At 73.1% G+C, this 19598-nt stretch carries 17 protein-coding genes; 6 read left to right on the top strand and 11 right to left on the bottom strand.

Annotated features, from left to right (window positions below):
* The first annotated feature begins 6 nt into the window (after positions 1-6).
* From ACIPKM_RS01630 to ACIPKM_RS01610, 5 genes are read left to right on the top strand one after another with little or no spacing between them, the layout of a single operon-like run.
* Positions 7-795 carry a DUF4129 domain-containing protein gene (locus ACIPKM_RS01630; protein WP_402736024.1) on the top strand — a complete coding sequence of 263 codons (789 nt, stop codon included), beginning with the start codon at positions 7-9 and terminating at the stop codon, positions 793-795.
* A complete protein-coding gene (locus ACIPKM_RS01625; RefSeq protein ID WP_402736023.1) occupies positions 792-1328 on the top strand; it encodes a hypothetical protein in 537 nt (178 codons plus the stop codon). Before ACIPKM_RS01630 ends, ACIPKM_RS01625 begins: the two co-directional genes overlap by 4 nt.
* Positions 1325-2356, top strand: coding sequence for an AAA family ATPase (locus ACIPKM_RS01620; RefSeq protein WP_402736022.1), 1032 nt, complete (start codon positions 1325-1327; stop codon positions 2354-2356). The genes ACIPKM_RS01625 and ACIPKM_RS01620 overlap by 4 nt, the downstream gene beginning before the upstream one ends.
* Positions 2353-3681, top strand: coding sequence for a DUF58 domain-containing protein (locus ACIPKM_RS01615; protein ID WP_402736021.1), 1329 nt, complete (start codon positions 2353-2355; stop codon positions 3679-3681). The genes ACIPKM_RS01620 and ACIPKM_RS01615 overlap by 4 nt, the downstream gene beginning before the upstream one ends.
* Complete coding sequence (locus ACIPKM_RS01610; protein WP_309780183.1) at positions 3678-4214, top strand: hypothetical protein; 537 nt, start codon at positions 3678-3680, stop codon at positions 4212-4214. Before ACIPKM_RS01615 ends, ACIPKM_RS01610 begins: the two co-directional genes overlap by 4 nt.
* Here ACIPKM_RS01610 and ACIPKM_RS01605 read toward each other — a convergent pair.
* The 5 genes from ACIPKM_RS01605 to ACIPKM_RS01585 all read right to left on the bottom strand — a co-directional run bounded on the left by ACIPKM_RS01605 (position 4211) and on the right by ACIPKM_RS01585 (position 10998).
* Positions 4211-5209 (bottom strand): ABC transporter permease, encoded by a 999-nt coding sequence (locus tag ACIPKM_RS01605; protein WP_071295586.1) that lies wholly within the window; start codon positions 5207-5209, stop codon positions 4211-4213. The genes ACIPKM_RS01610 and ACIPKM_RS01605 overlap by 4 nt on opposite strands.
* The gene (locus tag ACIPKM_RS01600; RefSeq protein WP_229086871.1) at positions 5206-6144 is read right to left on the bottom strand and encodes an ABC transporter permease; all 939 of its coding nucleotides are present in this window, start codon (positions 6142-6144) and stop codon (positions 5206-5208) included. The genes ACIPKM_RS01605 and ACIPKM_RS01600 overlap by 4 nt, the downstream gene beginning before the upstream one ends.
* Complete coding sequence (locus ACIPKM_RS01595; RefSeq protein ID WP_402736020.1) at positions 6141-7829, bottom strand: dipeptide ABC transporter ATP-binding protein; 1689 nt, start codon at positions 7827-7829, stop codon at positions 6141-6143. The genes ACIPKM_RS01600 and ACIPKM_RS01595 overlap by 4 nt, the downstream gene beginning before the upstream one ends.
* Positions 7826-9493: an ABC transporter substrate-binding protein gene (locus ACIPKM_RS01590; protein ID WP_070418206.1), complete on the bottom strand. Its 1668-nt coding sequence runs from the start codon at positions 9491-9493 to the stop codon at positions 7826-7828. Before ACIPKM_RS01590 ends, ACIPKM_RS01595 begins: the two co-directional genes overlap by 4 nt.
* Before the next feature lie 212 nt (positions 9494-9705).
* Complete coding sequence (locus ACIPKM_RS01585; protein ID WP_402736019.1) at positions 9706-10998, bottom strand: MFS transporter; 1293 nt, start codon at positions 10996-10998, stop codon at positions 9706-9708.
* A 56-nt stretch (positions 10999-11054) separates the two neighbouring features.
* Between ACIPKM_RS01585 and ACIPKM_RS01580 the strand changes: the two genes are divergently transcribed.
* Positions 11055-12008: a DUF5937 family protein gene (locus ACIPKM_RS01580; RefSeq protein WP_402736018.1), complete on the top strand. Its 954-nt coding sequence runs from the start codon at positions 11055-11057 to the stop codon at positions 12006-12008.
* A gap of 14 nt (positions 12009-12022) precedes the next feature.
* Here the strand turns inward: ACIPKM_RS01580 and ACIPKM_RS01575 are convergent, their stop codons facing one another.
* The 6 genes from ACIPKM_RS01575 to ACIPKM_RS01550 all read right to left on the bottom strand — a co-directional run bounded on the left by ACIPKM_RS01575 (position 12023) and on the right by ACIPKM_RS01550 (position 19580).
* Positions 12023-12859, bottom strand: coding sequence for a cation-transporting ATPase (locus ACIPKM_RS01575; RefSeq protein WP_402736017.1), 837 nt, complete (start codon positions 12857-12859; stop codon positions 12023-12025).
* Between the two features lie 96 nt (positions 12860-12955).
* Positions 12956-14215 (bottom strand): D-arabinono-1,4-lactone oxidase, encoded by a 1260-nt coding sequence (locus ACIPKM_RS01570; RefSeq protein ID WP_402736016.1) that lies wholly within the window; start codon positions 14213-14215, stop codon positions 12956-12958.
* A gap of 10 nt (positions 14216-14225) precedes the next feature.
* Positions 14226-15767 carry an L-arabinose isomerase gene (gene araA / locus ACIPKM_RS01565; protein WP_402736015.1) on the bottom strand — a complete coding sequence of 514 codons (1542 nt, stop codon included), beginning with the start codon at positions 15765-15767 and terminating at the stop codon, positions 14226-14228.
* Positions 15764-16462, bottom strand: a complete 699-nt coding sequence (locus ACIPKM_RS01560) for an L-ribulose-5-phosphate 4-epimerase (RefSeq protein WP_402716503.1) — start codon at positions 16460-16462, stop codon at positions 15764-15766. Before ACIPKM_RS01560 ends, araA begins: the two co-directional genes overlap by 4 nt.
* Positions 16459-18192 carry a xylulokinase gene (locus ACIPKM_RS01555; protein ID WP_402736014.1) on the bottom strand — a complete coding sequence of 578 codons (1734 nt, stop codon included), beginning with the start codon at positions 18190-18192 and terminating at the stop codon, positions 16459-16461. Before ACIPKM_RS01555 ends, ACIPKM_RS01560 begins: the two co-directional genes overlap by 4 nt.
* A gap of 338 nt (positions 18193-18530) precedes the next feature.
* The gene (locus ACIPKM_RS01550) at positions 18531-19580 is read right to left on the bottom strand and encodes a LacI family DNA-binding transcriptional regulator (RefSeq protein WP_070418201.1); all 1050 of its coding nucleotides are present in this window, start codon (positions 19578-19580) and stop codon (positions 18531-18533) included.
* Between the last annotated feature and the right edge of the window lie 18 nt (positions 19581-19598).

The raw sequence follows: 19598 nt of genomic DNA, 5'->3' as shown, positions 1-19598 counted from the left end.
GACGGCATGGCGAACGACGACGGTCCGCACCGCGGCGGCTTCCCGTTCGTCCCCGTCGCTGCCTTCACCCTCGGCGCGCTGGTCGTCATCGCCGCCGGACTCGGAGCGCGCCCCGTCCTGACCGGCGCCCGCTGGTCCCCCGCGGTCGCCCCGGCCCGCGCACCGGTCGTCGAGCCGACCGCCTCGCCGCCCACCACCGACGAGCCGCAGACGCTCGGAGCGCCGGCCGCCCAGCACGTCGACGCATCGTGGGTCCTCGTCGTCCTGGGGGTGATCGGCACTGCCCTCCTCGTGCTCGTGGTCCTGCACCTCGTGAGGAAGCGACGCCGTCGTACTCGCCCGGGTGCGATCGAGGTGGCCGGCCTCGCGGTCGAGGTGCCGGCCGATCCCTCGACGGAGGTCGGGCGCCAGCACCTGCGTCGCGGGATCGGTCGTGCCCTCGAGGTGCTGTCCGGACCCCGCGACCCGTCCGACGCCGTCACCGCGGCGTGGCTCGGCCTGCAGGAGTCGGCAGAGGACGCCGGGTTCCGTCGGGAGGCCGCGGAGACGCCGACCGAGTTCACGACGCGGATCCTGCGACGGCTCGACGTCGACGAGACCGCCCTCGGCACCCTTCGTCGCTGTTACCTCGCGGTGCGTTTCGGCGGGACCCCGGCGACCGATGCCGACGTCGCCGACGTCCGTGCCGCGCTGCGAACGCTCGACGGGCAGTGGGCCGAGGCACCGGCCGACACCCGGGCGGACACGCCGGCCACCACCCCGGCGGACGCCGACACGGCGACGGGCCGCCCGTGACACGCCGCCGCACCGCTGGGGTGCTCGTGCTCGCCGTCGTGGCTGCGGCGATCACGTGGTTCTTCGGCGTCGGCGTGGTGCAGTCGCTCGCCGTGGGCGGCGTCGTGGCCGCGGTGGGTCTGACGTGGAGCGCGGTCCGTGAGGACGTCCCGTTGACCTGGCCCGTGCCTCCCGTCCGGTCCGAACCCGGTGCCCGACGCGACCTGTCCGAGACGGCGTGGGCGCTGCGCGCCCGTGGCGGCGTGCCGGAGCGGACGCTCGCCCGAGCGCGTGCGGTGGCCCGACACCGCCTGTGGACGCGCCACCGACTCGACCTCGACGACCCGCGCGACCAGACGGCGATCGATGCCGTCCTGCCGTCGGGCGTGGTCGCCGTCCTCGTGCGCGAGCGGCGGTCCGAGATCGACCTCGTCGCGTTCGGGAACGTCCTCACCGCGCTCGAGACGCTGGGACCCGCGACCGAGCAACACGGCACCGGGCGTGCCGCCGAGCAGCGCACCACCGACCACACCACGATCGAGAGGCACCCGTGACCGACCCCCAGACGCCGAGCGCACCGTCCCTGCCCATCGCCGACGTCGCCGCGCGCGCCCGCGACGTCCTCGACACGGTCAGCGCGGTCGTCGTCGGGATGCGGGAGCCGCTCGAGCTGGCGTTCGCGAGCATCCTCGCGGGCGGCCACGTCCTGTTCGAGGACGTCCCCGGCCTCGGCAAGACGCTCGCGGCGCGGAGCCTCGCGGCCGCGTGTGGTCTCGACTTCCGCCGTCTGCAGTGCACCCCGGACCTCCTGCCCGCCGACATCACCGGATCGTTCGTCTACGCCCCGGCGACCGCGGACTTCGTCTTCCGCCCGGGCCCCGTCTTCACCGGGATGTTCCTCGCCGACGAGATCAACCGGACGTCGCCGAAGACCCAGTCGGCGCTCCTCGAGGCGATGGCCGAGGGACAGGTCACGGTCGAGGGCGAGGGCTTCCCGCTCCCCCGGCCGTTCCACGTCATCGCGACGTCGAACCCGATCGAGTACGAGGGCACGTACGCCCTCCCGGAGGCCCAGCTCGACCGCTTCATGGTGCGCCTCTCGGTCGGGTACCCGACGCGCGAGGGGGAACAGCAGGTGCTCCTCAACCGGATCGGCCGACGGCAGGAGGTCGCGACGGTCTCCGCCGTGGTCGACGCGACCGACGTGCTGCGCATGCAGGCGACGGTCGAGGGGGTGCACGTCGACGAGGACATCGCGTTGTACTGCGTCGACCTCGCGGCCGCGACGCGCACCCACCGCGACGTGCAGGTCGGGTCGTCGCCGCGCGGCGCACAGGCGCTCATGCTCGTCGGCCGTGCGCGAGCCGTCATGGACGGGCGCGACTTCGTCACCCCGGAGGACGTCAAGACCGCGGCCGTCGCGGTGCTCGCGCACCGGATCTCGCTGACGCCGCAGGCGTGGGCGAACGGGGTGGACCCCGCGGCGATCGTGCGGGGCATCGTCGCGCAGGTGCCGGGGCCGCCGGTGGTCGGGTCGGGAGCGTCCGGAGGGCGGCCAGTGTCCGGCCTGGAGGCACGGTGAGCGTTCCCGACGAGCCGTCGGTCCGACCCGCCTCCGGGTCAGGGACCGCGCCGCTCTGGGTCCGGAACCCGGCGCTGGTCTCGGGGCTCGCCGTCGGCGTGCTGCTCGCAGGGCTCGCTCTCCTCACCGGACGTCCCGAGCTCGCGGTGGTGGCGCTGCCGGCGCTCGTGACCGCCGCCTTCGGCGTCCGCCCCCGACTCGACACGACGCCCGTCCGCACCACGACCACGCTCGCGCCGTCCGACTCCGGTGAGGGCGTGGCGTTCCGGACGGAGGTCGCCCTGCCGTCCGCCGCGGAGGCCGTCGCCGTCGAGTTCCGTGTCGCCGGCGACCGACGGCACGTCGTCGTGGTCGACCCTCGCCGCGCGAGGCGGCTCACCGGTACCGTCCCGGTCACGCACTCCGGCCCCCAGGAGATCCTGCGGACGCACCTGTCGCTCCTCGGCCGGGGCGGCACCGCCGTCTCCGTGCCGGCGGCGGGCCCGGTGCGATCCGCGGTCGTCCCGCCACCGCACCTGCGCGTGCAGCACCTGCCGATGCCGAGCCGGGTGACGGGCATCACCGGTCCGCACGACTCCGCCCGCCCCGGTGACGGCGGCGAGTTCCGCGACGTCGCGCTCTTCGCCCCGGGCGACCGGCTCCGGCGGATCGACTGGCGGCGCACCGCACGGCGAGCCGAGCGCCCGGGAGAGCTCTACGTGCGCCGGACCTTCGCCACGGCGGACGCCCTCGTCGTGCTCGTCCTCGACAGCCGGGACGACCTCGGCGCCGACGTCACGGAGTGGAGCGGCGCCCGGCACGGCAGACAGCAGGCGACGTCGCTCGACCTCGCACGCGAAGCCGCCGTCTCCCTCGCCACCGCGTACATCAGCGCCGGAGACCGGGTCGGCTTCCGAGACCTCGCCGGCACCGCACGGTCCGTCGAACCCGGCGGCGGGATCCGGCACCTCGAGCGGCTCCGGACGACCATCGCCGCGGCGACGCCGCACCAGGACGCGACGACCACGGCACGCATGCCGCTCGTGCCGGCGGCGTCCCTCGTGGTGGTGCTGTCGACGTTCCTCGACGACCAGGCATCGACGATGGCGGTGACCTGGGCCGCGACCGGCCACCGGGTCGTGGCCGTCGACGTGCTCCCGTCGCCCGACGTCCGGCGAGCGACCCGTCACGAACGCGCTGCGTCCCGGCTCATCGCCCTCGAACGATCCGACCGGCTCTCGGAGATGACGGCAACCGGCGTCGAGCTGATCCACTGGCGCACCGGTGACGAGGACGCCCCTGCCGTGCAACTCCGTCTGCTCAGCCGCGCTCGGCGGACCGGATGACCGCCGGGTCGCGCGCGGAGCGCAGCGGAGCACCGTCGATCGGTCCGGCGGTCCCGGCGTGGACGATCGGTGCGCTCGGCCTGGTCGCGGGTGTCGTCGGGTCGGTCGTCGTGATCGGGGCGAGCGGCTGGCTCGTCGTCGCGGTCGTCCTCGCGGCGGCGGCAGCGGTCCTGCCCCGCGGCCCGTTCGCGGCGCTGCTCGTGGGACAGCTCGCCCTGGCCGGGATCGGCGGGACGGACCTCCCGGTCCTCCTCCTGACGACGCACCTCGTCCTCGCCACGAGCCTGCTCTGGGCCTGGACGCCGCGCACCGCCAGGGTGCAGCTCCGCGCACTCCTGCCGTCGGCACTGCGGTTCGTCGCCGTGCAGGTCGGAAGCCAGGCGGTCGCGTTCGTGGTCGTCGCCCTCCTCGGTGGCTCCGGCCCGGTCGGCGGCGTGTGGCTGGCGATCGCCGGGACGGCCGCGCTCCTGGCGCTCGCGATCGGCCTGTTCGTGCCGACGCTGCTGCGCGCCGGAGACGACGCGGAGCGCTAGGCCCGGCGGCGCACCCGCGGGTCGACGAACGCGTACACGACGTCGACGATGACGTTCGCCGTGACGATCAGCAGCGCTGAGAACAGCGTGAACCCCACGACGACCTGCAGGTCGAGCGTGTGCACCGCGTCGATGAGCAGCGCGCCGAGCCCCTGCATCGAGAACACCTTCTCGGTGATGACGGCACCGCCGAGCAGCGACCCGAGGTCGAGCCCGAACAGCGTCACCACGGGAAGGATCGCCGTCCGCAGCCCGTGGCGCACGACGACCTGGCGTTCGCGGAGGCCCTTCGCGCGGGCGGTCCGGACGAAGTCCTGCGACATCGACTCGAGCATCTCACCCCGGGTCAGCCGGGCGTAGATCGCCGCACTGATGAAGGCGAGCACGCACCACGGCAGGACGAGGTGCGTGAACCACCCGACGGGATCGTCCCCGAACGCGACGTAGCCGCTGGTGGGCAGGACGCCGAGCACGAACCCGAACAGCAGGATCGCCAGCAGCCCGACGAGGTACGACGGCGCGGACACCCCGGCGACGGCGATCGTCATGACCGTGCGGTCGACGTACGTGCCTCGGCGCAGGGCCGACAGCGCGCCACCGGCCACCCCGGCGACGAGCCAGAGCACGGCTGCCCCGACGGCGATCGACGCCGTGACGGGCAGGCGCGTGAGGATGAGGTTCGTGACGCTGTCGTGGAGCTGGAACGAGTACCCGAAGCAGGGCGCCGCGCAGTGGATGACGGAGGCGCCGGACCCGAACGTCCGCCCGGTGAAGATGCCCGCGAGGTAGGCCCCGAACTGGGCGATCCACGGCTTGTCCGTCCCGAGGAACGCCTGCACCTCGCGCAGCCGGTCGGGCGTGCAGGGCTTGTCGCAGATCGCGCGCGCCGGGTTCGTCGGCAGCAGCATGAACAGGGCGTAGGTGATCGCGGCCACGACGAGCAGGACGACTGCTGCGCCGAGCACGCGGATCGCGATGAAGCGGAAGGTGGTCACCGGTTGCTCCTCCGCGGGTCGAGGGCGTCGCGCAGGGCGTCGCCGAGCACGTTGAACGCCAGGGTGATGAGGAACAGCGCAAGGCCCGGGAACACGAGGTACATCGGGTCGGTCTGCACCCAACCGATCGCGTCGCCGATGCTGCGGCCCCACGACGGCGTCGGCGGGGTGACGCCGACGGCGAGGAACGACAGCGCGGCCTCGGCGCCGATCATCGACGGGATCGAGATCGTCGCGTAGACGGTGATCGTCGCGGCGAGGTTCGGCAGCAGCTGTGTCCGTATGACGTGCCAACGCCCGGCGCCCATCGCGGTGGAGGCGACGACGTAGTTCCGGGTGACGAGCGACAGCGTCTGCCCGCGCACGACACGGGCGACCGAGGGCCACCCGAAGAACCCGATGACGAGGACGACGAGCACGGGCTTCGGGAACGACGTCGGGACGATCGCGGTCAGGGCGATCATGAAGACGAGCGACGGGAAGCCGAAGATGACGTCGACGACGCGGGAGAGGACGCGGTCGTACCAGCCGCCGAAGAACCCGGTCGTCACGCCGACGAGCACGCCGATGACGATCGAGACGATCGTCGCGGCGATCCCGATGCCGAGCGAGGTGCGGGCACCGTAGGTGACGATCGCGAACAGGTCGCGCCCGGTCAGGGGCTCGACCCCGAACCAGTGCTCGCCGCTGATCCCGCCGCCGACCCCGCGCGGGGCGCCGAACGAGTTGAGCGCGTCGATGTGGTACCCGTACGGGTCCTGGCCGGTGACGGCGGCGATGAGCGGCGCCGCGAGCGCGACGACGACGAACACCACGATGACGACCGCGGACGCGACCGCCCAGCGGTCCTGACGCACGCGGCGGACGACGGCGCGGAAGCCGGTGCTCCGGTTCGCGGATGCCGCGACCGGACGGTCGACGACGTTGGCGGTCACGAGGCCACCCCTTCCCACGCGCGCCAGGCCTCGCGGCGGGCGGCCTGTCGCGCCGGGTCGGCGACGGGCGCTGCCGCGAGGAGCATGCGCGTGTAGTCCTGCTGCGGATCGTCGAGCACGGCGTCGGTCGTGCCGCGCTCGACCACGCGGCCGTCGTGCAGGACGACCACCTCGTCGGCGAGCTGCCGCACCACGGCGAGGTCGTGGCTGATGAGGAGCATGCCGAAGCCGAAGTCCTGCTGCAGCGCCGCGAGGAGGTCGAGCACGGCAGCCTGCACGGTGACGTCCAGCGCCGAGGTCGGTTCGTCGGCGATCACGAGCGCGGGCCGGAGCGCGAGGGCCCGGGCGACCGCCACGCGCTGCCGCTGCCCGCCGGAGAGCTGGTGCGGGAAGCGCTCGGCCCACGACGGGTCGAGCTGGACCGCCACGAGCAGCTCGCGGACCCGTTCGGCACGGTCCGCCGCCGAGGCCGTGCCGTGCACGAGGAGCGGCTCGGCGATGCTCCACCCGATGGTCTGTCGCGGGTTGAGCGAGGACGCGGGGTCCTGGAAGACGATGCCCACCCGGCTGCGGAGCTCGCGCAGGCGTGCACCACGAGCGGTGCGGAGGTCGCTGCCGTCCACCTCGACGGACCCCGCGACGACCGGCACGAGACCGGCGAGCGCACGCCCGATGGTGGACTTCCCGGACCCCGACTCCCCCACGAGTCCGAGCGTCTCGCCCGCGCGGAGCGTCAGGTCGATGCCGGAGACGGTCGGGTCACCGCGGCGCGCGTAGCGCACGGCGACGTCGCGCAGCTGCGCGACGAGGGGCCGGGAGGCGCGGCTCGTCTCCGTCTCGTCGGCCGGCGCGGTGGACGCGACCGTCTCACCGTCCGCAGCGTGCGGTGCGGAGGTGGGTCGCGCCTCCAGGGCCGGTACCGCCGCGAGGAGTGCCCGCGTGTACTCGGCGTCCGGGTGCGCGAACACCTCGGCGACGGTCCCGTGCTCGACCGGGTCGCCGCGCCGCATCACGAGCACCTCGTCGGCGACGTCCGCCACCACGCCCATGTCGTGCGTGATGAGCAGCACGGCGAGGTCGCGCTCGCGACCCAGCGTGCGGAGCAGGTCGAGGATGCCCGCCTGCACCGTGACGTCGAGCGCGGTGGTCGGCTCGTCCGCGATGAGGGCGACCGGGTCACCGGCGAGGGCCATCGCGATCATCGCGCGCTGGAGCTGGCCGCCGGAGAGCTCGTGCGGGTAGGCCTTCCGGATCCGCTGCGGGTCTGGGAGCCCGGCCGCGCGGAGGAGCTCGTCGGCCCGCGCGGACACACCGCGTCGGTCGAGGTCCGTCGGGTGGGCCGTGATCGCCTCGGCGATCTGGGTGCCGATCGAGAGCACGGGGGTGAAGGAGTTCATCGGCTCCTGGAACACGACGCCGATGCCGGCCCCGCGGACCGCTCGGAGCTCGTCGTCCGACGCCCCGACGAGCTCGGTGCCGCGGAAGCGGATGCTGCCGGTGACGCGGGCCTCCGGCGGGAGCAGGCCGAGCACGCTCATCGCGCTGACGGACTTGCCCGAGCCGGACTCGCCGACGAGGGCGAGCACGCGGCCGGGCGTCAGGGTGAAGGAGACGTCACGGACGACGGGCTCCGCGTCGCCGAACGCGACGCGGAGCCCCTCGACCTCGAGCAGCGGTGCACTCACTTGGCGAGCGAGACCTTGAGGTAGTTCGGGTACGCCGGGAAGTCCGCGATCTGGAAGTTCTGCACGTTCGAACCGGCGAGGAAGGACTGCTTCGCGTAGGTGAGCGGGACGATCGGGGCGTCGGCCATGATCTTCTTGTCCGCCTCGGCCCAGAGCTTCTGCGCGTCCTGCTGGTCGATGGTGCCCGTCGCCTGCTTGATCAGGGCGTCGACCTCGGGGTTGCTGTACTTCGAGACGTTGTAGCCGCCCCCACCGATCTGCGACGAGTCGTACAGCGGCTGGATGTTGGCGTTCGCGCTCGGGAAGTCCGGCTGCCAGCTGAACATCGCGAGGTCGAAGTCGTCGCCGTCCGTCGTCGCCGTGTAGAACGAGTCGATGTCGAGCGGCTTGAGCGTCACGGTGATGCCCGCGCGCTTGAGGCCGGCCTGGATCGCCTGCGCCTCAGCCAGGTTCGCCGAGTCGTTCTGCGTGACCAGGGTCAGCTTGAGGTCCGAGACGCCGGCTTCCTGCAGGAGCTTCTTCGCCTTGGCCACGTCACCGGTGGCGCCGGGCTCGTACAGGTCGTACTGCTGGCGCCCCGCGATGCCGGGCGTGATGAGCGTCGTCGCGTAGGAACCGGCGAGGGCACCACCGGCGGCGATCCGGTACGACTTCTTGTCGACGGCGTACTGCAGCGCCTGCCGGACCTTGAGCTCCTTGAGTGAGCCCTTCTGGGTGTTGATCGCGAGGTAGTTGATCGGGCCGGCCTTCGAGGTGGCGAGGCGGTCCTGGGCGGCCGGGTTCGAGCGGACCTGGTTCAGCTCGGCAGCACCGAGGTACGTCGCGCCGAACGAGTCCTTCGCGTCACCGTTGTCGGCGATGAGCGTCTGGGTGACGGTCGACGGGTCCTGGCTCTCCTTGAACACGACCTTCGACGGGCCGGCGGTGCGGACGTCGTCGGTCTTCGCGCTCCACTCCTCGTTCCGCACGAGGGTGATCTGCGAGCCCTGCGTGTTCGACTGCACCTCGTAGGGGCCGGAGGCGACGGGCTTGGCGTCGTACGCACCGGTGTCGGTGCCGTCGCCCTCGGGGACCGGGGCGAACGCGGGCATCGACACGATCCACGGCCAGTCGCCGTACGCCGCGTTGAGCTTGAAGACGATCGTCGAGTCGTCCGGGGTCTCGATGCTGTCGAGGGTCTTGCCGTCGAACGGACCCTTGTAGCTGTCACCGCCGACGAGGAGCGACTTGTGGTAGCTCAGGCCACCGGTGAGCGTCGGCGCGAACGAGCGCTCGATGCCCCACTTGATGTCCTTCGTGGTGATCTCGGTGCCGTCCTGGAACTTCAGCCCCTTCTTGAGGTGGTAGGTCCAGGTCTTGCCGCCGTCGCTCGAGTCGCCGGTGTTCGTCGCGAGGTCCGGGACGACCTTGGCCGTCTTGCCGGGCTCGACGTCCCACGCGGTGAGACGACGGAGCACGAGGCCGAGCGTCGTGATGTTGAGGTTCTGGCTGGTCGCCGGGTCGAGGTGCACCGCGGTGGCCGTCGTCAGGATGTTGAGCGTGCCGCCCTTGGAGGTTCCGCCCGAGGCGTCGTCCGAGGCACCCCCGCCCGAGCAGCCGGTGAGGACCAGGGCTGCAGCTGCGGCGACCGCAGCGGTGATGGTCAGGCGGTTCGGGCGTCTCATGACGGTGGTGCTCCTCGTGGGGAAGTGGTGGTGCGCAGCCGTGGGGTGGCCGTGACGTGTCGCCGTGCTCCGGAGCCGGTGCAGGCTCCGTGTGTCGGGGCGTCGGGCTGTCGGGGCGTCGTCCATCCTGACACCGCGATCGGACCGTGTCCGAATCCCGGGCACGGCCGACGTCGCACGGCGTAACGGTCCAATCGCCGTGTGGCCCCGGTCTATTCCCGATGCGCCCGGACGACGGGTGTCGCGGCCCGTCGGGCGACGTGTGCGGTGCCGAGCGCCGCGCTGAGGAACACGACCGCGAGGACCGCCCACCCCGGGGTGCCGAGGTCGATGGCGGTGACGGTGACCACCGTCGGGGCGACCATCGCGCCGATCGCGAACCCGGTGCCGTACACGCCCTGGTACGCCCCGACCCGGTCGGCCGGCGCCAGCTCGAAGCTCAGCGCCCAACCCGCGGCGCTCGAGGTGATCTCGGCGAGCGAGTGCGCGATTGCCGCGACGACGAGGATCCCGGCGGCGAACGCGATCGGCACCCAGTCATCGCCGCGCACCCACCCGGCCGCTGCCCACAGCCCGCACGCGAGCGCCATCAGCCACCCCGCGTACCGCATCACCCGCGCAGCGCCTCCGACCGTGTCCGTCCCGCGACTCATCCGGACCTGCAGGAGCACGACCGCGAGCGTGTTCACGAGGAGCAGGGGGGACACGAGGACGTCCGGTGCCACGGTGTGCTGCACGACCCACAGCGGCACCGCGACCTCGAACAACCCGAACTGGATGCCGAAGACCCCGGTGAGGACGGTGATCATCAGGAACTGCACGTCACGGTAGGGGCTGCGGCCCTCGGGGTTCCGCACGACGACGGTGCCCGTGTCGGTGCGCTCGGCGGGCGCGGCGTCGACCCGCGCGGCGGGCAGGCCGAGCACGAGGACGGCCGACGCCAGGAAGAGGACGCCCGCGGCGACCATCGTCACCCGGTACGCCTCGCCCGTGCCGACGGCCAGCGGGATCGCCGCGACCGCCGTGCCGAGCCCGATGCCGACGTTCGTGACGGTCCGCATCGTCGCCCGGACCCGGACCCGCTCCTCCCCCGGGAACGCCCGACCGACCGCGGCCGAGCGGACCGAGCTGCCGCCCTGCTGTGCCAGCGTCACCACGGACGCCGTCAGGACGAGCGTCGGGAGGTCGTGGACGAGCACGTACCCGACGAGCGCGAGTCCCTGCACGACGTGCAGCCAGGCGAGCATCCGGCGCGAGCTGAACCGGTCCGCGAGGTGCCCGAACACCAGGGAGCTCGCGACGCCGACGGCTCCCGCGATCGTCAGTCCGAGCCCGACGACGACCGGGGCGATCCCGACGATGGTGGTGAGGTACAGCGTCGTCAGCGTGAAGAACGCACCGCGGCCGAGCGTGTCCACGAACGTGACGACGAGCAGCCGTCGGAGGGCCCGGTCGTCCCGGACGAGCGTGCTGAGCGGGACGCGTGGTGCGGTGGTGCCGTGCATGTCCCAGTTCTCGCACCGACGCGGCGGCCGGGACAACGGATGTAGCGTGGAGCTTCATGATCCGGTACCGACTTGAGCCGAGCGACGTCTCGGCGATCCGCTTCGGCATCTCGCCCCTCTCCGAGCTCGGTCTCGGGCTCCGGGCGTTCCGGGCGCCCGAGCGGTACCCGCTGCAGCAGCCCTGGCTCGACCGGATCGCCGCCGTCCGTCCCCTGCTCGACGACGAGGTCCTGCTCGGACTCGTGGACGAGCGCCGGTGGGTGGCCGACTTCGTCAACCCGCGACCCGCATCGCCGCTGACGTCGATCGACGAGGAGCTCCGGGCGCTCGGTCGGCTCCCCCGCGCGCGGATGCTCGCCGACCTGGAACGCGTGCACGGTACGGTCCCGCGGGTGTTCACCGGCCGGTACGAGAGCGTCGTCGAGCGGCTCCAGCACGCGCTCTCGACCGCGTGGGAGCTCTGCTTCGCACCGCACTGGGCACGGATGCGTGCGGTGCTGCAGGCGGACGTCAGCCACCGGGCGCGGATCGCGTCGCACGAAGGGATCGGCACGGTCCTCGGTGGGCTGTCGGAAGCGGTCACGCACGACGGCACGCACCTCGACGTGCGGCTGACGAGCTCGGTCGCCCGCGATCGACCGATCGACGGTGAGGGACTGACCCTCGTGCCGTCGATGTTCGTCGTCCGCGCCTCGCTCCCGATCGACGACGAGCTGCCGCCGACCGTGATGTACCCCGCCCGCGGACAGGGTGCGATGTGGTCGACGTCGGACCACCCGGACGCGGGTTCCGTCCGGGACCTCCTGGGGGCGACCCGCGCGGCGCTGCTCGACGCGCTCGGGGAACCGGCGTCGTCGACCGACCTCGCGCTGCGGTTCGGGGTGTCGACCTCGGCGGTCAACCAGCACCTGCGCGTGATGGAGCGGGGCGGCCTGCTGAACCGGTCGCGGTACGGGCGGGCCGTGCTCTACTACCGGAGTGCCGTGGGAGATGCCCTGACCCGGACCTGACCGGCGGCACCGGGTCAGCGGTCGAACAGCCCGCCGAGGAAGTCGTTGCCGAGGTTCGACGCCTGCTCACCGAGCCCACCGAGCAGCTGCTCGCCCTCGCCCGCGAGTCCCTCGACACCACCGCCGAGGTCCCCGAGTCCGAGGTCGCCGATCCCGGCGGCCATGCCCTCGAAGTCGACGCCGAGGTTCGCGGCCTCGGCCAGCACCGGCCCCGCGGCCGCGCTGAGCACCGCGCCACCGGCGACCGCTGCGCCCAGACCACCGAGCGCCATCGCACCGGCGCCGACCGCTGCCCCGCCGGCGAACGCTCCACCGCGGCCGCGCCCCGCCGATCCGCCGCCGCCCAGGACGCGTCGGACGAGTCCGGGCCGAGCGACCTCGCCACGGGTCATCGCGCGGGCCATCCCACCGGCGGAGTCGTCGCGGAGGTGCTCGTGCGGCGGCAGCTCGGAGTTCAGGCGGTTGCGGATCTGCTGGCGCTGCGCGGGGGTGAGCCGGGCGAAGGCGTCGTGGTGGACCTGCTCGAGCTGCTCCGGCGGGGCGGTTCGCAGCAGGTAGTCGTACTTGGCGATCGCGACCTGGTCGGAGTCGGCCGACCCGTGCTGCTGCTGGCCCGGCGCCTGGCCGTACGGCTGCTGCTGCTGCCCGTACGGCTGCTGCTGCCCGTGCTGCGCCTGCTGGTTCCGGTCGTCCCCGGTCAGCTTGTCCGCCGCGCTCCGGACGATGTCGCGCCAGTCCGTCCCGCCCTGCTGCTGCCCGGCGCCGGCCGCGGGTCCCGCCTGCCCGCGCTTCTGGAGCTGCTTGTCGATGACCTTGCCGGCCATGCCGATGATGCGGTTGAGGTTCGCCATGCCCCAACCTTTGTGATCGCACATGTGAGCGCTCAGGAACGCCCCGGTGGATCGGCCGGAGATGTCATCCGAAGCCCCTGGGAGCGCCGACCCCGGTCAGGTCAGGATGCGCGCGAGGAACGCGTTCCGGAACCGTCCGGTCGGGTCGAGGTCACGGGCGAGCGCGGCGAAGTCGGACAGCCGCGGGTACACCTCGTGCAGCCGCTCGGCACTCGCCGCCGACACCTTCCCCCAGTGCGGGCGGGCGTCGAACGGCGCGAGGACGTCCTCGATCCGCTCCACCGCGGCTGCCACCGCGCTCGCGTCCCGCCGGAACGTGAAGTGGATGCCGACCGACTGCCGCTCCGAGGACGGCGCGAGCCACGCGGTGTCGGCGGCGATCGTCCGGACCTCGGCCGCGATGAGGATCGGCGCGAACAGCGACTCCAGGGGTCGGAGTGCCTGCAGAGCGTCGACCGCGGAACCGGCCGGCAGCAGGTACTCCGCCTGGATCTCCGCCCCGGTCGACGGCGTGAACGAGGACCGGAAGTGCGGGAGTCGCTCGGACCAGGGCCCCGGCACGCCGCCCTGCTCGGTGACGCCGGCGGGGTCGTTCTCCCCCGGGTGCACCGGACCGTCGGCGGGGCGAGCGCCGAGCGCGACGAGGTCGACGGCCGGGGCCGGTTCGCCCACGCGGTGCTTGACCCAGACCTGCCGGGCCCCGCGGTCGTCGAACGAGGTGAACAGCGACACCGAGTACGCGTCCGACACGACCTCGTCGAAGTGCTCCGCGACGGCGTCCCACGGCAGATCGAGGTGCACGGTCGTGGCGACCTGGAAGGTGGGCTCGATCGCGAGCTCGACCGCGGTGACGACACCGAGCGCGCCGAGCGCCACCCGGTGCGCGTCGAGGGAACCGTCCGGTGTCGACGCATCGACGAACGCCAGGTCTCCGGAAGCGCGGACGACCTCGAGGCCGACGACCGCCTGCGCGAGCGACGGGTTGCGCACGCCGGAGCCGTGCGTGCCGGTGGCGACCGCTCCGGCGGTGGAGATGTGCGGCAGGGAGGCGAGGTTCGCGAGTGCCCAGCCCCGCGCCTCCAGGCCCGCGGCCACCTGGCTGTGGATCATGCCGGCGGCGACGCGCACGACCCGCCGGTCCTCGTCGATGTCGAGCACCGGCGGCAGGTCCGCCAGCGACACCTGGAGCGCGTCCGTGTCGGCGATCGTGTTGAACGAGTGCCGAGACCCGAGCGCCGTCAGGCGCGGCGTCGACGCGACGAGCTGCTGCAGCTCGTCGACCGACGTCGGGCGCGCCAGGCCGGACGCCCGGTAGGTGACGTTGCCCGCCCAGTTCGTCCGCGTCGTCGCGCTCACGGTCACGAGCCTAGAACCCCCGGTCGAGACGGTGCCACGTCTGCTGGAGGCGCAGCTCGTCGCGGAACCCGCGCTCGGTGGTGTGCTCGTCGATGACGAGGAACTCCGTGCCGACCATGGTCGCGAAGTCCTCGACCACCTGCAGTCCGACGGCCGTCGTCATGACGGTGTGGTGGGCGGCGCCGGCGGTGAGCCAGGCTTCGGCGGCGACGGGGAACGACGGGCGCGGCTCCCAGACGGCGCGACCGACGGGCAGCTTCGGCAACGCGGCGGTCGGCGGGACGACGTCCACGACGTTCGCCGTGAGGCGGAAGCCGTCGCGGGTGTCGGAGAGCGCGACCACGACGGCCTCGCCGGCGTCGGCCGTGAAGACCAGGCGCACCGGGTCGTCCTTGCCGCCGATGCCGAGCGGGTGGATCTCGAGCGTCGGCTTCGTGGTGGTGAGGGTCGGCGAGACCTCGAGCATGTGCGCGCCGAGGATCTTCTCGGCACCCGGCGTGAGGTCGTACGTGTAGTCCTCCATGAGCGACGCGCCACCGGGGAGGCCGGCGCCGGCGACGTTCATCGCACGGACGAGGACGGCGGTCTTCCAGTCGCCCTCGGCACCGAAGCCGTACCCGTCGGCCATCAGGCGCTGCACGGCGAGGCCGGGCAGCTGCTTGAGCGTGCCGAGGTCCTCGAAGTTCGTGGTGAAGGCGGCGGACCCGTTCTGCGCGAGCAGGGCGCGGAGGCCGATCTCGATCGCGGCGCCGTCGCGGAGGGACTGGTGGCGGTCACCACCGTCACGGAGCGACGGGTCGACGTCGTAGTCCTGCTGGTAGGTCGCGACGAGCGCATCGACCGCTGCCGTGTCGGCTTCCGCCGAGGCGACCGCCTCGGCCAGCTCGTTGACGGCCCAGGTGTTCACCTGCACGCCGAGCTCGATCTCCGCCTCGGTCTTGTCGCCCTCGGTGACTGCGACGTACCGCATGTTGTCGCCGAACCGGGTGAGCTTGAGCTCCCGGACGGCCGCGGCACCGGCGGCGGCGCGGGTCCAGTTCGCGACCCGCTGCTGGACGCGGGGGTCCGAGACGTGCCCGACGGCGGTGGCGTGCCGGACGCCGAGGCGCGCCAGGGCGTACCCGAACTCCCGGTCACCGTGCGCCGCCTGGTTGAGGTTCATGAAGTCGAAGTCGATGTCCGCCCACGGCAGCGTGACGTTCGCCTGCGTGTGCAGGTGCAGCAGCGGCTTCGTGAGCGCCTGCAGGCCGCCGATCCACATCTTCGCGGGGCTGAACGTGTGCATCCACGTCGTCACACCGATGACCTTGTCGTCCGCGCTGGCCTCGATGAGGGCGCGCCGGATGCCGTCGGCGTCCTTCAGCACGGGCTTCCAGACGAGCTTCACCGGCACGTGCGGTGCCAGCGTCTCGTGCACGTGCTTGCTCTGCGACTCCACCTGGCGCAGGGTCTCCTCGCCGTACAGCCCCTGGGAGCCGGTGAGGAACCAGACCTCGTAGCCCGCCAACGTCTCGGCGGGGTCGACGACGTGCGTCGCTGTCTCGTGGGTCACTGGAGTGCTCCTTCGGGGGTCTGTCCGTAGACGTTCTGGTAGCGATCGAAGAGTCGGTCGATGTCTGCTTCGGCGATCGGGACGACGTCCCCGCCCTGCTTCGCGATGTGCACGGTCCGGGCGACGTCCTCGCACATCACGGCGGCCTTCACGGCGTCCTTCGCGTCGCGGCCGATCGTGAAGACGCCGTGGTTCTGCATGAGCACCGCACGCGAGCGGTGGCCGGCGAGGGTCTCGACGATGCCGTGTCCGATCGAGTCGTCGCCGATGATCGCGAACGGCCCGACCGGGATCGGTCCGCCGAACTCGTCCGCCATCGCGGTGATGACGCACGGGATGGGCTCCGCCCGTGCCGCCCACGCCGTCGCGTACGTCGAGTGGGTGTGCACGACGCCGCCGACCTCCGGCATGTTCCGGTAGACGTAGGCGTGCGCGGCGGTGTCGGAGCTCGGCCCGTGGCTGTTGTCCCAGCCGTCGGCCGGCACCCCGTCGAGCGTGCAGACGACCTGGTTCCCGGGGGTCAGGTCGTCGCTGGACACGCCGCTCGGCTTGATGACGAAGAGGTCCGTGCCCGGCACCCGCTCGGAGACGTTGCCACCGGTCCAGATCACGAGGCCGTAGCGGACGAGTTCGCCGTGCAGGCGGGCGACGCGTTCGCGGGTGGCGGCGACGGCCTGCTGGGTGTCGGTGGTCATCGGGTCGGCTCCTTCTCGGCCTGGAGGCGCGGCTCGCCTGCCGTCGTCGGCTCGGCTCCGGGGGTGGTCGCGCTGGCGCTGGTGTCGGTGCTTGCGGGGGTCGCTTCGGGGCGGGTCGCGGCGGCGGCGACGTCCTGGACGGGCAGTGCCCGCCGGTAGCGCCCGAGGTACGTCTGGAACCCGTCGACGTCGGCCGGCTCGGGCTCGGCCACGTGCACGGCATCACCCCCGAACACCGTCTCGGCGAGGAAGTCCGCCAGGTGCTGGTCGGTGTGCTCGAGGTAGGCGGCGAGCACCGCGATCCCCCACGCACCGCCCTCGCCCGCGGTCTCCTCGAGCGCGACGGGCACGCGGAGGGCGGCTGCGAGCAGGCGTTGCGGTGCGCCGGGCGTCCGGAAGAGCCCGCCGTGGGCAGTCATCCGGTCGACCTGGACCTCCTCGCCGTGCAGGACGTCCATGCCGATCGCGAGGGTGGCGAAGGCACCGTGCACCTCGGAGCGCACGAGGTTGCCGAGCGTGAAGCGTGCGTCCGGGGTCCGGAGCAGCAGGGGCCGGCCGTCCTCGACGTGCGTGACGGGCTCCCCGGCGAGGTAGTTGAAGGAGAGCAGGCCGCCGGCGTCGGGATCCGCGTGCTCGGCTTCGGCCAACAGTGTCGCGTAGACGGTGTCGATGTCCGGTGCCGCGCTGCCGGTGCGCTCGCTCGCGGCCTCGGCGAACCGGCCGAACACGCGCGCCCAGCTCGCGATCTCGCTCGCACCGTTGTTGCAGTGCACCATCGCGACTGCGTCCCCGGAGGGCGTGGTGACGACGTCGAGCTCCTCGTGCGGGGTCGAGAGCGGGTGCTCCAGCACGACCATCGCGAAGATGCTCGTGCCGACGCTGACGTTGCCCGTGCGCGGCGCGACGGCGTTCGTCGCGACCATGCCCGTGCCGGCGTCGCCCTCGGGCGGGCAGAGGGGAACACCAGGGAGCAGGGTGCCGGACGGGTCGAGCCATGCGGCTCCCTCGGGGGTGAGGGCTCCCGCGTCGTCCCCGGCGACGAGCACCTCGGGCAGGAGCGCCCGGAGGTCCCCGACCCCGATCAGGTCCTCGGCCGTCCGGAGCATCGCGTCGTCGTAGTCGCGCGTGCCGGGGTCGCCCGGACCGCTGTCCGCCGGGGTGCTGTCGATCGGGAAGACACCGCTCGCATCGCCGACGCCGAGCACGTCCCGCCCCGTGAGCCGTCGGTGCACGTACCCGGCGAGGGTCGTGACGCTCGCGAGGTCGGCGACGTGCGGCTCGTCGTCGAGGACGGCCTGGTACAGGTGCGCGATGGACCAGCGCAGCGGGATGTTGAACCCGAGGGCATCGCTGAGTCGTTCGGCGGCGGGGCCGGTCGAGGTGTTGCGCCAGGTGCGGAACGGCACGAGCAGCTCGCCCGCGGCGTCGAACGCGAGGTAGCCGTGCATCATCGCGCTCACGCCGGCGGCGCGGAAGGTCGTCGGGGTGACGCCGTACTGAGCCTCGACGTCGGCCACGAGGGCGGCGTAGGCCGCGCGGAGTCCGGTCTCGACGGCCTCGAGCGAGTACGTCCAGCGCCCGTCGACGAACTCGTTCTCCCACTCGTGGGCGCCCGCGGCGATGGGGACGAGGTCCTCGTTCACGAGGCACGCCTTGATGCGGGTGGAGCCGAGCTCGATCCCGAGCGTGGTGCGGCCGTCCACGACCTGCTGCCTGCGGTCGTCGCCCATGCGTTCCTCCAGAACCTCGTCGTCCTCCGTGAGCGCTCACATCCTGGCACGTGAGCGCTCACTCCCGCAACGCCGCCACGCCCGCGCCCGCCCAGGTCGCACGAACCGCCGCTCGCCGCCGCCCCGCCCGGCACTTCGTGCGACCTGGACAGCTCGACCACGGCGAGTCGTGCGACCTCAGCACGCGGACCCGGGCGCCGGCCCGCGTTCGGCGAGGTCGCACGAACTGCCGCCCGCCGCCGCCCCGAACGGCAGGACGTGCGACCTGACCGAGCGGACCACGGCGAGTCGTGCAACCTCGGCCCGCCCACCCGCCGGCTGGCGCGCCGCGCGGGGCCCTACGCGCCGACGGTGCTCTCGCGGACGACCAGGGACGGGGTCACGGTCGCGGACGCCGCAGCGCCCCCGTCGATGAGGTCGAGCAGCGCCCGACCAGCCACGCGCCCGAGCTCCTCGAGGCGCAGGTCCACCGTCGTCAGCGGCGGCCGGCTCGCGAGCGCCATCACGTCCCAGTCGTCGAACCCGGCGACCGCGACGTCGTCCGGCACGGACAGCCCGAGCTCCCGCAGCCGGTCGCACACGCCCCGCGCGATCTGGTCGCTGCCGCAGACGATCGCGTCCACGCCGAGCGCACCCGACCCGGACGCTGCCCCGGCCCCGGTCCCTGCCGACGCGAGCCCCACGCCCCGCGCCAGCACGTCCACCGCCTGCCGCCCCCACCGCTCCGACCACTCGCCGTACAGCGGTTCGGCCACGAGGCTCGCGCCGAGCACCTCGGTGGCGCCGGACACACGCCGGACCGCCGACCGGTGCCGCTCGGGCCCCGTCACGATCGCCACCCGCCGACGCCCGGTCGACAGCACGTGCGCGGCGACGGCCGCCGACCCGGCGGCGTCGTCGAGCGTGACCGACACGTCGTCCGGGTCGGTCGAGGGCGTGAACGCGTACACGACCGGGATCGGCACGTCGATCGGCGGCCGGGCGTCGGCGGAACGGCCGGTCACGATGATGCCGTCGACCCCGCGGGCGGCGAGCGAGCGGAGGTAGTGGGCCTCGCGGACGTGGTCGTCGCGGGTGTCGCACAGCAGCACGGCCATCTGCCCGGCGGAGAGGGCGTCCTCAGCGCCGAGGAGCACCGGGATCGAGAACCGGCCGAACGAGTCCGTCGTGATCATGCCCACCGTGTAGGTCCGCCCCGAGGAGAGCGCGCGGGCCCGGGCGTCGCCGACGAACCCGAGCTTCTCGGCGGCGTCCTTCACCCGGGCGCGCGTCGACTCCCGGAGCTGCCCGGTGCCGTTCAGGGCCTTCGAGGCGGTGCCGATCGACACGCCGGCGAGCGCCGCGACGTCGGTGATCCGGACGGTCCGCCCAGCGCGCTCCAGTGTCACGGCAAACCCCTTTCCGGA

Source organism: Curtobacterium sp. NPDC086286, from assembly GCF_044746255.1.
Classification (GTDB): Bacteria; Actinomycetota; Actinomycetes; order Actinomycetales; family Microbacteriaceae; genus Curtobacterium.
The sequence above is the reverse complement of the archived record's forward strand: the minus strand, read 5'-3'. Positions and strand labels throughout refer to the sequence as shown.

What these genes read in the sequence shown, in the direction of transcription:
- ACIPKM_RS01555 (WP_402736014.1), bottom strand. Translation starts at nt 18,192, where the DNA reads ATGGGCGACGACCGCAGGCAGCAGGTCGTGGACGGCCGCACCACGCTC.
- ACIPKM_RS01560 (WP_402716503.1), bottom strand. Translation starts at nt 16,462, where the DNA reads ATGACCACCGACACCCAGCAGGCCGTCGCCGCCACCCGCGAACGCGTC.
- ACIPKM_RS01585 (WP_402736019.1), bottom strand. Translation starts at nt 10,998, where the DNA reads ATGCACGGCACCACCGCACCACGCGTCCCGCTCAGCACGCTCGTCCGG.
- ACIPKM_RS01630 (WP_402736024.1), top strand. Translation starts at nt 7, where the DNA reads ATGGCGAACGACGACGGTCCGCACCGCGGCGGCTTCCCGTTCGTCCCC.
- ACIPKM_RS01575 (WP_402736017.1), bottom strand. Translation starts at nt 12,859, where the DNA reads ATGGCGAACCTCAACCGCATCATCGGCATGGCCGGCAAGGTCATCGAC.
- ACIPKM_RS01590 (WP_070418206.1), bottom strand. Translation starts at nt 9,493, where the DNA reads ATGAGACGCCCGAACCGCCTGACCATCACCGCTGCGGTCGCCGCAGCT.
- ACIPKM_RS01580 (WP_402736018.1), top strand. Translation starts at nt 11,055, where the DNA reads ATGATCCGGTACCGACTTGAGCCGAGCGACGTCTCGGCGATCCGCTTC.
- ACIPKM_RS01610 (WP_309780183.1), top strand. Translation starts at nt 3,678, where the DNA reads ATGACCGCCGGGTCGCGCGCGGAGCGCAGCGGAGCACCGTCGATCGGT.